At 30.3% G+C, this 12266-nt stretch carries 10 protein-coding genes; all 10 read left to right on the top strand.

All coding sequences use genetic code 11. The annotated features are described in order from the left end of the window. Positions 1-69 precede the first annotated feature (69 nt). The 10 genes from QMG30_RS17310 (at position 70) to QMG30_RS17355 (ending at position 12219) form a co-directional block, all read left to right on the top strand. Positions 70-579, top strand: coding sequence for a DUF6106 family protein (locus QMG30_RS17310; protein WP_281817533.1), 510 nt, complete (start codon positions 70-72; stop codon positions 577-579). Between the two features lie 256 nt (positions 580-835). Continuing rightward, positions 836-2287, top strand: coding sequence for an IMP dehydrogenase (gene guaB, locus QMG30_RS17315; RefSeq protein WP_281817536.1), 1452 nt, complete (start codon positions 836-838; stop codon positions 2285-2287). A gap of 317 nt (positions 2288-2604) precedes the next feature. Then, on the top strand, positions 2605-3543 hold the full coding sequence (locus QMG30_RS17320) for a phosphate ABC transporter substrate-binding protein (RefSeq protein WP_281817537.1): 939 nt from the start codon (positions 2605-2607) through the stop codon (positions 3541-3543). Positions 3544-3739: 196 nt separating this feature from the next. Further along, complete coding sequence (gene pstC, locus QMG30_RS17325; RefSeq protein ID WP_330680773.1) at positions 3740-4708, top strand: phosphate ABC transporter permease subunit PstC; 969 nt, start codon at positions 3740-3742, stop codon at positions 4706-4708. Continuing rightward, positions 4708-5823, top strand: a complete 1116-nt coding sequence (pstA, locus tag QMG30_RS25070; RefSeq protein WP_281817539.1) for a phosphate ABC transporter permease PstA — start codon at positions 4708-4710, stop codon at positions 5821-5823. The genes pstC and pstA overlap by 1 nt, the downstream gene beginning before the upstream one ends. A 13-nt stretch (positions 5824-5836) precedes the next feature. After that, positions 5837-6595: a phosphate ABC transporter ATP-binding protein PstB gene (gene pstB, locus QMG30_RS17335; RefSeq protein ID WP_281817540.1), complete on the top strand. Its 759-nt coding sequence runs from the start codon at positions 5837-5839 to the stop codon at positions 6593-6595. A gap of 26 nt (positions 6596-6621) precedes the next feature. After that, positions 6622-7269, top strand: a complete 648-nt coding sequence (gene phoU / locus QMG30_RS17340) for a phosphate signaling complex protein PhoU (protein WP_281817541.1) — start codon at positions 6622-6624, stop codon at positions 7267-7269. Between the two features lie 66 nt (positions 7270-7335). Further along, positions 7336-8037: a response regulator gene (locus tag QMG30_RS17345; protein WP_281817542.1), complete on the top strand. Its 702-nt coding sequence runs from the start codon at positions 7336-7338 to the stop codon at positions 8035-8037. A gap of 20 nt (positions 8038-8057) precedes the next feature. After that, positions 8058-9809 (top strand): ATP-binding protein, encoded by a 1752-nt coding sequence (locus tag QMG30_RS17350; RefSeq protein WP_281817543.1) that lies wholly within the window; start codon positions 8058-8060, stop codon positions 9807-9809. 106 nt (positions 9810-9915) lie between these two features. Then, complete coding sequence (locus QMG30_RS17355) at positions 9916-12219, top strand: family 65 glycosyl hydrolase domain-containing protein (protein ID WP_281817544.1); 2304 nt, start codon at positions 9916-9918, stop codon at positions 12217-12219. Positions 12220-12266 lie beyond the last annotated feature (47 nt).

Here is a 12266-nt window from a genome sequence, read left to right on the forward strand (position 1 = left end):
AATTATATTTTGTTTCATTAATTATTGTTTAACTAGTGGTAATAGCAAAATAAACATAGGAGGATAAGTATGGGTGATATATTTAATGAACAACTAGTTGCAAAAAGTAATTCTCTAAAAGATAATATAATTAGAGTAGCGATTATTATTGGTGGTATATTATTAATTATGGTATCTTCAATGGTGCCTTTTTTAGTAAGTTTTCTTGTTCCTATAGCAGTTGTTATAATAATTGGTGCTGTTTTCTTAATGAGAAGACTAAATATTGAATTTGAATATGTTTTTACAAGTGGAGATTTAGATATTGATAAAATATTTAATAAGAATAAGAGAAAGAAATTTTTAACTATAGATGTTAGAAATATTGAGATAATGGCACCAGTAGATAGTAAAGATCACGCCAGCGAATTATCTAATTATGAGAAAGTTGTAGATTGCAGTAGCGGTATGAAAAAGAATAATACTTACGCAGCAATGATAGTAAAAGATGGGAAAAAGCTAAAATTGATTATTGAACCTAATGAAAAGATGATGAAAGCTATAAAGAAATATATTCCAAGAAAAGTAATGCAATACTAAAAAATTTAATAAAATTAATAATTAATGTTGACAAATCGGAGGTTTTTTGTTAAACTCTCAAAATATATATTAATAAATATAGGATTTATTTAGTTGTTATATATATAATAATTTCCTATAATATTTATGGAGGTTAGGGATATTAGCATTCCTAATCTTTAATAATAAATAATTATATTTATACTATTACAAATATAAAAGAATAATTTTTACTAATACTATTAAAAATTCGAATAAAAAGAAAGAGAGGATTATAATGCATAAGATTGTGAGCGAAGGAATAACTTTTGATGATGTACTATTGATACCAGCACATTCTAAGGTACTTCCTAATCAAGTAGATGTTTCTACTAATTTAACAAAAAAAATAAAATTAAATATTCCATTTATGAGTGCAGGTATGGATACTGTTACTGAATCAAGGATGGCCATAGCTATGGCTAGACAAGGTGGAATAGGAATAATTCACAAAAATATGTCTATAAGTCAGCAAGCAGAGGAAGTAGATAAAGTAAAAAGATCTGAAAACGGTGTAATAACAGATCCTTTCTTTTTATCTCCAGAACATTATGTGTATGAGGCAAATGCGTTAATGGCAAAATACAGAATATCAGGAGTACCTATAACAGAGGGTAAAAAACTAGTAGGAATATTAACTAATAGAGATCTAAGATTTGAAACTGATTTCAATAAAAAAATTAAGGAAGTCATGACTAGCAAGAACTTAATAACTGCTTCAGTTGGTACAACTCTTAATGAAGCAAAAGAAATAATGGGACGTCATAGAATCGAAAAACTTCCTTTAGTAGATAATAAGGGAAATCTTTCAGGCCTAATTACTATAAAAGATATTGAAAAAGCTATTAAATATCCACAGTCTGCTAAAGATAGCCAAGGTAGATTATTGGTAGGTGCAGCAGTTGGTGTAACAAAAGATTATATGGAAAGAATTGATGCATTAGTAAAAGCTAGTGTAGATGTTATAGTAGTTGATACCGCACACGGACATTCAGAAGGAGTAATCAATACAGTAAAAGGAATGAAAGAAAAATATCCAGATTTACAATTGATAGCAGGAAATGTTGCTACTGGTGAAGCAACTAAAGCACTTATAGCTGTTGGTGTAGATGCTGTAAAAGTTGGTATTGGTCCTGGTTCTATATGTACAACACGTGTAGTATCAGGGGTAGGGGTACCTCAAATAACAGCTATATATGATTGTGCAGAAGCTGCAAAAGAATCAGGAATACCTATTATTGCTGATGGTGGTATCAAATACTCTGGTGATGTAGTAAAAGCTATTGCAGCTGGTGGTAATGTATGTATGATGGGTAGTTTATTCGCTGGTTGTGAAGAAAGTCCTGGAGAAACAGAATTATACCAAGGAAGAAAGTATAAAGTATATAGAGGTATGGGTTCACTTGGAGCAATGGAAAAAGGAAGTAAAGATAGATATTTCCAAGAAGATGCTAAGAAATTAGTACCAGAAGGTGTTGAAGGAAGGGTTGCTTACAAAGGACCTGTAGAAGATACAATCTATCAAATGATTGGTGGATTAAGAGCCGGAATGGGATATTGTGGTACTCCAACTATTGATGCTCTAAGAGAAGATGGAAGATTTACTAAAATAACAAGCGCTTCTCTAAAAGAAAGTCATCCTCATGATATTCAAATAACAAAAGAAGCTCCAAATTATAGTGTTAGTTAAATAGATTAGTATATAAATAAAATAGAAATATATTATAAAAGCCTTGAATAATTTATTATGATTATTCAAGGCTTTTATTTTTTTGCTCTAAATTTGCACTCCAAGTACTAATAAAGTGTTCTATCTTACTTATTATAGTATAAAAATTATCTTGTATGATAGCTGTAAATTTGATGGTTACTCATGGCATGTAACTTTACACAGATTTTACATAAGCATTATATTGCTTTAACAGATAAGTGTTAAATTATTATTGTGTTAAATAACAAAAAATAAAAAGTAGATTATTATTCTAATAATAATTGGGAGGACAAATAATGAAAAAATTAAAGAATGTATTAATGGTAGCACTTATCGTTTTATCTATTGTAGCTATTGCTGGTTGCAAAAATGATGATGGTAATGAAACTACAAATGATAACAAGGAAGTAAATAATAGCGTAGACTCGAATGATGACAAAAATAATGATGATAATGATAAAAGTGATACAGATAATTCTGATAATGCACAAGAAGATGATTTAAGCGGTTTGGTTTCAGTTTCAGGTTCAACTTCAGTAGAAAAAATAGGAATTGCTACAGCAGAAGAATTCATGGCGCTGAATCCTGATGTTACAGTAACATATGAAAGCATTGGTTCATCTAATGGCGTTAAAAATGCAAAAGATGGTGTAACGATATTTGGTACTGCTTCAAGAAATCTTAAAACAGAAGAAAAAAACTGGGGCTTAACTGAAACAGTCATCGCTCATGATGGAGTAGCAGTGATAACTCATCCAAGCAATTCAGCAAATGAATTGACTAAAGAACAAGTTCAGGCCATATATAAAGGTGAAATCACTAACTGGAAAGATGTTGGTGGAGAAGATGAAGAAATCGTAGTTGTATCTCGAGAAGATGGTTCTGGTACAAGAGGTGCATTTGAAGAAATAGTCGAATTCGAAGATTCATTAACAAAAGATGCCATAATAGCCAAAGGTAATGGAAACGTACAAACAACAGTAGCTAAAAACGAAAAAGCTATTGGATATGTATCTTTCACATATATCAATGATACAGTAAAACCATTCAAAATAGATGGAGTAGAACCAACAGCAGAAAATGTTGTTAACGGAGACTACAGTATTTCAAGACCATTCTTAGTGATTTATAAAGAAGAGAACATGACAAAAGAAAGTAAAGCTTTCCTAGAATTCGTATTAAGTGATGAAGGACAGATGATAGTTGAAGAAAAAGGCGGAATTAAAGTTAATTAAATTTTTCTAAATATATATTATGCTAATAGTTATTTAAAAATGCTTTGCAGGATAAATGTATAGGTGCTCTTCTATCATTCATTTTGCAAAGCACACTCTAATCTTTAGATGTTCATTACAAAATGGATATGAAACGGCGAATAGTAATATTAGAATATTTCTGAATTTATATATGGTTTAGTTAGGAGAAAAATACATGGATATAAATTTGAATATGGTTGATGATAATAAAAATAAATTAATTGATAAATCAATAGATATGAAAATAGATAAGAGACGTGTAGTTTTAGAGTCAGTAGCTAGAAAAATGTTTTTATTAAATGCATGTATAGCAGTTATTAGTGTAGCAGCTATAGCTTTTTTTGTATTCTACAAAGGGTTACAGCCATTTTTTTCTAATAATGCTGAAGGAACTTATAGCTTGATTGATTTTTTGACTGGAACAGAATGGCGTCCCAATGATAATATTAGTAGTGCCTTGTATGGTATTTTATATATGATATGTGGCTCACTAATGGCGACAGCAGGTGCAATTATGATAGGGGTACCTATAGGTATATTAACAGCTGTTTTTATATCAAAAGTAGCACCAATAAGAATTAAAAAAATAATAAAACCGGCAGTGGAACTGTTGGCAGGTATACCCTCAGTAATCTATGGAGTTTTTGGTCTTGGGGTTATTGTACCTAAGATAATGCAGATATCTCCTCAGTCACAAGGCCAATCCTTATTAGCGGTTATATTGGTTCTTACAATTATGATATTACCTACAGTGATAACTATTTCTGAAAGTGCTATTGAAGCTGTACCTAAGGCTTATATTGAAGGTTCATATGGTTTGGGAGCGTCTAAAATTCAAACTATATTTAAAGTTATACTGCCTGCTGCAAAATCAGGGATTCTTGCAGGTGTTGTCCTTGGAATAGGTAGAGCCATTGGAGAAACCATGGCAGTTATGTTAGTTGCAGGTAATCCTATTGCAGGTATACCAACCAGTATCTGGGACCCTATAAGACCATTAACTACTAATATTGCTATGGAGATGGGATATGCATTTGGCTTGCATCAAGAAATTCTTTTCTCTACAGGTGTAGTACTATTTATATTTATTATTATACTTAATCTTATTTTAAATAAAATTACAGCGAAGGCAGGAGAAAAATGATGAATAGAAGTATGAAAGATAAAATAATGTACGGATTCATTGGTTTAGCTACGGCTTTTACTGTTGGGATTTTATTGTGGATTATAGGATTTGTTTTCGTAAACGGACTTAAGTATATTGATATTGATTTTCTGACTTCCAATTATGATTCCAAAACAGCCTATGTTAATATACCTGTATCAAATAATAATACTGATAATAAATTAGGAATTACTTTTGAGTTGAAAGAATATGAAGGTATTAATTATCCTGTTATAAAGTCCATTGATAAATCTTCTAGAGTAAAAGAAGCAATTGATAAGAAAGGTAACACGATTAAATTACGTAAAGGAGATATAATCAAAAAAATTGACAGCCAGTCAACAGATAATCTTCCCATCGTTAAAATAAATGATACTATAAATAATATTGAATCTGATACTATATTAGTTAAGGTTACTAATAAAGGTGAGGGTATATTCCCTATGCTCATAACTACTTTGCTAACTATTTTGTTATCATTAGCAGTAGCTTGTCCTATTGGTATTTTTGCAGCTATCTATTTAACTGAATATGCTAAGCCTGGTAGATTAGTAAGAATAATAAGATTTGCTACAGAGAGTTTAGCTGGGATTCCATCAATTATATTTGGACTTTTTGGAATGATATTTTTTGTTGTGTATCTAAAATTAAATTATTCAATATTGGCTGGTTCTTTGACTCTAAGTATCATTCTGTTACCAGTAATAATTAGACAAACAGAAGAATCATTGATAGCTATTCCTAATTCATATAGAGAAGGCTCTCTTGGGTTGGGAGCTACTAAATTACAGACTATCAGAAAAGTCGTTCTACCTAATGCGATATCTGGTATTGTTGTTGCGATTATACTCTCTATTGGAAGAATTGTAGGTGAATCAGCGGCTTTGTTACTTACTGCTGGAACAGTGGCTAGAGTACCGCAAAATCTCTTTTCTTCTGGTGCAACATTAACAGTTAAAGCTTATGCTGTTGCTGAAGAGCAAGGAGATATTGGCATGGCATGTGCAATCGGATCAGTTGTAGTTATCCTTATACTAGTATTGAACGGATTATCAAAGGTAATATCAAAGAAACTTAATAGAAATAGAGCATAATAGGGGTGAAAGTATGAAAAACAATATAAAATTTACTGTAGAAAATTTAGATTTGTTTTATGGAGATTTTAAAGCATTAAAAGATATTAATATGAAGATAAATGCAAATAAAATAACTGCACTTATAGGTCCATCCGGATGTGGAAAATCAACATTCTTAAGAACTCTTAATAGAATGAACGATTTGATTGAAGGAGTCAAAGTTAATGGTTCCATTAAGTTGGAAGGTGATGACATTTATGGTGATATAGATGTCATAAAGTTAAGAACAAGAGTCGGTATGGTGTTTCAAAAACCTAATCCTTTTCCAATGAGTATTTATGATAATATTGCATATGGTCCTAGAGCTCATGGCATCACGAAAAAAACTAAATTGAATGAAATAGTAGAAAAGAGTCTTCGTAGAGCTGCTATCTGGGATGAGGTAAAAGATAGATTAAAAAGGAATGCAATCAGTTTATCAGGAGGGCAACAACAAAGGATATGTATTGCACGTGCTTTAGCTATCGAGCCTGAAGTATTGTTGATGGATGAACCAACTTCAGCTCTTGACCCTATTTCAACTATGAAAATAGAAGATTTAGCAACTGAATTGAAAAAAGACTATTCAATCATAATGGTTACACATAACATGCAACAAGCTGCAAGAATATCTGACAAGACTGCTTTTTTCTTGTTAGGAGAATTAATAGAATATGATACTACAGAAAAAGTATTCAGTAATCCTGATAATAAGAAAACAGAAGCCTATATAACAGGAAGATTCGGTTGATAAATTATAGAAGGGATTGACAAATTATGCCAATAAGATATAATTTTGAGAAAAAGATTAATGAACTCCATAAGGATTTAATAAAAATGGGTACACTTATCGAGCAATCATTAGATGATGCCATTCAAGCATTAATTAAACAAGATGTATCTCTTGCAAAAAAAGTAATAGATAAAGATGATGAAATAGACAATATGGAATTAAGAATAGAAAAAGAGTGTCTATTGCTAATTGTTACTCAGCAACCTATAGCAACTGATCTTCGAGATATAGCTTCTGTATTAAAAATCATTACTGATCTAGAAAGGATAGGGGATCACTGTACAGATATATCAGAATATACTATCAGACTTGCTAATGAACAATATATAAAGCCTTTGATTCATATTCCTCAGATGGCTGAAGCAGTCAAGAGTATGATAAAAGATACTATAGACAGTTGTGTAAAAAAAGATATTGATTTAGCTAGAAGTGTTTGTCAAAGAGATGATACTATAGATGACTATTTTGATGAGATAGTTAATGAATTAATGTCATTGATGGTAGAAAAAAGTAGTGTTGTCAAACAATGTACAGATTTTCTTTTCATTGTAAAATATCTTGAAAGAATGGGTGATCATGCCACTAATATTGCTGAGTGGATAATATTTACTGTGACAGGAGAACATATATAAATGGTAGTACTTTTTATGTTATAATATATAAAAATACTTACTTTATATATTATAGGAGGTGTAACAGTGACTACGAATGTTCTTATAGTAGATGACGAAACACATATTTTAGAGTTACTTAGTTATAATCTAGAAAGCAACGGTTATAATGTCATTCAGGCTGAAACTGGTGAAGAAGCACTAAAAAAACTAATAAGTACTAACATAGATATAATATTACTTGACTTGATGCTACCAGGTATAGATGGTTTAGAGGTATTAAGACAAATAAGAAGTACAGAAGCTCATAAAAATATACCTGTAATCATGTTAACTGCCAAAAACGAAGAATTTGATACTGTTCTTGGTTTGGAAATGGGAGCAGACGATTATATAGGAAAACCTTTCGGTATACATGAATTATTAGCAAGAATGAAAGCTGTATTCAGAAGAACAAAAGATAATAATAATAATTTGGATGAGGTAAAAGAAGATTTACTTAATATTGATGAACTAATGATAAATAAGAATACACACGAGGTAACAATTAGAGATAAACAGCTAGAATTACCACTAAAAGAATTCGAATTATTATATATTCTAGCCAAAAATAGAGGCCGTGTTTTTGATAGACAATATTTATTAGATAAAATATGGGGATATGATTATTATGGTGAAACAAGGACAGTTGACGTTCATATCAGGAGCCTAAGGAAAAAAATTGAGATAGATGATAAGAATCCACAACATATTAAAACTGTTAGGGGAGTAGGTTATAAATATAAATAAACATTGTAGAGGTGTAATGGATGCAAAAAAAACTAATGGCAACTTATATTTTAATTATTTCATTAACTATTATTATTGCTGTTTTATTTTGCTGGCATATGGGTAATAAATATTTTAAAGATACTACTTTGAAATATACAGAAACCAAAGGCGAATTGTTGACAGATATACTAGCTAATGAAGCGGAAAAAGATAGATTGGATTTTAGTTCTTTTGTTGATGAATACTCAAGTAAATCCGATGTAAGGCTGACAATAATTGATGTTGATGGTACAGTTGTTGCAGATTCAGATGAAGATTTTCGCATAATGGATAATCATATTTACCGTAAAGAAGTTTCTAGTGCTATTAAAGGTGAAATTGCATCTAACATTAGATATAGTGAGACAATAGGAGCTTATTATTTATATACTGCAATACCTATCGATATAAAAAATTTTAAAGGGGTATTGAGATTATCGTTACCATTGATTGAAATTAGAGATATAGCTGTAGATATGATCATATATGTTATATATGGTATTTTGATTGGAGCAGTTGTAGCTGTAATAATTGCATATATTGTTACAAGAAAATTTATGCAACCTCTTGAGCAGTTAACAAAGGCCGCGATAAAAATATCAGAGGGAAACTACAATGAAAAAATATATATCAGGAATAAAGATGAAACTGGAAAGTTGGCCGAAGCATTTAATGATATGACAGTGAAACTTAGTCTTAATATGTGGAAGCTGGAGAAAAGGAATCATGAATTCGAATGTGTATTAAGTAGCATGATAAATGGTATCATAGCTGTAGATGAACAATATAATGTTTTTTTATACAATAGTAAGTTAGGTAAAATATTAGATATAGATACAGATATTGTCGGTAAATCTATTTATGAGATTATACGAAATACTACGATCTTTAATGTTCTTGAAAAATCTATAGAGCAAAATGAGTATATTGTTGATGAAACAGTCATTAATGATAAGATTATAAGAGTGTATGCTAACCCTATATTTGCACCTATACGGTCAAGTATCAAAAATATGGGAACTCTATTAGTCATTCGTGATATAACTGATATCAAGAAACTAGAAACCATGAGAAGTGATTTTGTTTCGAATGTTACTCATGAATTGAATACTCCTCTTACATCAATAAGAGGATTTGTTGATACACTAAAGAATGGAGCAATCAAGGATGAAAAAGTAGCCTCAAGATTTTTAGATATTATTGATATAGAAACAGAAAGACTTACACTATTGATTCAAGATATATTATCGCTGTCAGCCATAGAAAATATGGAAGATGAAAAGAACAACAATGTAAATAATATGGCATCAATTATTAATGAAGTCATTGAGATATTAAATCCAAAGATAAAGGATAGAAAGATTAATGTAAATATTCAAGTGAATGATGATATAACTTATAACTGTAATAGGAACAGGATTAAGCAATTAATAATAAATTTAACTGATAATGCTATCAAATATACGGAAAAGGGACATATAGACATAATATGTAAAGAATCAGATGCAAGTATAATAATTGAAGTTTCAGATACAGGCATAGGCATTGAAGAAGAGCATATACCAAGATTAATTGAACGGTTTTACAGGGTTGATAAAGGTCGCTCAAGAAATATGGGTGGAACGGGTCTGGGACTATCTATTGTAAAACATATCGTAAGTCTTTATAACGGAAAAATAGAAGTTGACAGTATAATTGGAGAAGGAACTACTTTCAGAGTATTACTTCCTAAAAAATCAAGTGTAAAATAATAATATTTTACACTTGATTTATTTTAAAAACTATACTATAATTTTAAACATCAACGCAACCGTTTGCACTATAAAGATTTACTAATTTAGGAAGGTGGAGTATTAAGTGAAAGAATATTTTAAAAGTGATGAATTTCTTATTATTGAGGAAGGTTTTGAACCTTCATATAATAGGGTAAGTGAAAGTGTTATGAGCTTAGGCAATGGTCATATGGGTATTCGTGGTAATTTTGAGGAAAAATACTCTGGAGACAGTCTTTCAGGTTCATATTATGCGGGTATTTATTATCCTGACAAAACTAAAGTTGGATGGTGGAAAAACGGTTATCCCGAGTGGTTTGCAAAAGTACTCAATGGAATTAATTATATCGGGATTGATGTAACTATCAAAGGATTAGAACTGGACATTGCAAAATGTGATGTGGTTGATTTCAGACGTATATTAAATATGAAACAGGGTTATATGGAAAGAAGTTTTGTTGCTATTGATAAGAATAATAATAAAACTAAAATAGTCAGCAAAAGATTTCTTAGTATGGCAGATTCGCAGATAGCGACAATCAAATATACTGTTATACCATTAAATTACGAAGGAGAAATTATTTTACAGCCATATCTTAATGGAAAAGTGGTTAATGAAGATTCTAATTATGATGAATATTTCTGGGAAGAAGTAGATAAAAAAGCCGATGATCAAGTATGTTATCTAAATATGGAAACCAAAAAATTAGGTTTTCGTGTTGCTTGCACTATGAAATATGAAATCTATAATAAAACAAAAAAAATCGAAGCTCAACAGACTAAGTCAGTATGCCAAGAAGGTTATGTGGCTAATGTAATCAAAATACCTGTAAAGGCAGGAGATGAAATTACTCTTAATAAATATATATCAGCAGTTACTAATAGAGATTATAGCAACGAACAATTAGAAGATGTATCGATTAAAGAAGTGACAAAAGCTTACGATAAGGGATATGAAGCATTACTAGAAGCCCATATATCAAAATGGGATGAAAAGTGGGAAGAGAATGATATTACCATTAAAGGAGATGTAAAAGCTCAGCAAGGTATTAGATTCAATATATTCCAACTAAATCAAACATATACTGGTGATGATCCAAGATTAAATATTGGACCTAAGGGATTTACAGGAGAAAAGTATGGAGGTAGTACATATTGGGATACTGAAGCATATTGTCTACCTTTCTATTTAAGTACTGCACCTAGTAAAATAGCTAGAAACTTATTGATATATAGATATAATCATCTTGAAAAAGCAAAAGAGAATGCTAGAAAATTAGGATTCAAAGGTGCGCTCTATCCAATGGTAACTATGAATGGTGAGGAATGCCATAATGAGTGGGAAATAACATTTGAAGAGATTCATAGAAATGGAGCGATAGCTTACGCTATCTATAATTATGAGAATTATACAGGAGATAAAAAGTATCTAGCTGATTATGGAGTAGAAGTACTTGTTGAAATAAGTAGGTTCTGGGCTGATAGGGTAAACTTTAATAAAGAGAAAGATAAATACATGATATTAGGTGTAACAGGACCTAACGAATACGAAAATAATGTGAATAATAACTGGTATACTAATACAATAGCTAGTTGGACAATGGAGTATACAATAAAATCTCTGGACTATATAAAAGAAGATCATCCTACAATCTATGATAAATTATTGACCAAGCTGGAATTAAAAGATCATGAAGTAGACAAATGGAAAGATATCATTTCAAAAATGTATTATCCATATATTGAAGATAAAAAAGTTTTTTGTCAGCAAGACGGATATATGGATAAAGAACAGATTCTTGTCAAAGATCTACCAGAAGGTAATTTGCCTATAAATAAAAATTGGTCATGGGATAGGATACTACGTTCATGTTTTATCAAACAAGCTGATGTATTACAGGGAATATATCTATTCAATGAAAGGTATGATTTAGATACCATAAAAAGAAATTTTGATTTCTATGAACCAAGAACTGTACATGAATCATCTTTATCACCTTGTATATATTCAATTATTGCTAGTCAGTTAGGATATGAGAAAAAAGCATATGAGTTATATCTAAGAACTGCTAGACTTGATATCGATAATTATAATAGTGATAGTGATGATGGACTTCATATTACAAGTATGGCAGGTACATGGATGTCTGTAGTATATGGTTTCGGTGGATTAAGAGTAAAAGATGATGAATTATGTTTTTCACCATTTTTACCAAAATCATGGACTGGATATTCTTTTAGAATAATGTTTAGGGATAGTCTACTTAGTATAAAAGTTGATGATACTATAGTTATTGAACTTATTTCAGGAGCAGATGTAATGATTAATATATTTAACAATAAATATATACTAACTAAAACAAATAAGGTGGAAATTGATAATAACTAAACATAGTAAATAATTATTGATACTATGGTAATTCAATTTATAAAAAA

The organism is Vallitalea longa (assembly GCF_027923465.1).
Lineage (GTDB): Bacteria > Bacillota > Clostridia > Lachnospirales > Vallitaleaceae > Vallitalea > Vallitalea longa.

Excerpts from the sequence above, each read along its gene's own strand:
- pstA (WP_281817539.1), top strand. The coding sequence starts at position 4,708 with ATGAATAGAAGTATGAAAGATAAAATAATGTACGGATTCATTGGTTTA.
- guaB (WP_281817536.1), top strand. The coding sequence starts at position 836 with ATGCATAAGATTGTGAGCGAAGGAATAACTTTTGATGATGTACTATTG.
- QMG30_RS17350 (WP_281817543.1), top strand. The coding sequence starts at position 8,058 with ATGCAAAAAAAACTAATGGCAACTTATATTTTAATTATTTCATTAACT.
- pstC (WP_330680773.1), top strand. The coding sequence starts at position 3,740 with ATGGATATAAATTTGAATATGGTTGATGATAATAAAAATAAATTAATT.
- QMG30_RS17320 (WP_281817537.1), top strand. The coding sequence starts at position 2,605 with ATGAAAAAATTAAAGAATGTATTAATGGTAGCACTTATCGTTTTATCT.
- QMG30_RS17310 (WP_281817533.1), top strand. The coding sequence starts at position 70 with ATGGGTGATATATTTAATGAACAACTAGTTGCAAAAAGTAATTCTCTA.
- pstB (WP_281817540.1), top strand. The coding sequence starts at position 5,837 with ATGAAAAACAATATAAAATTTACTGTAGAAAATTTAGATTTGTTTTAT.
- phoU (WP_281817541.1), top strand. The coding sequence starts at position 6,622 with ATGCCAATAAGATATAATTTTGAGAAAAAGATTAATGAACTCCATAAG.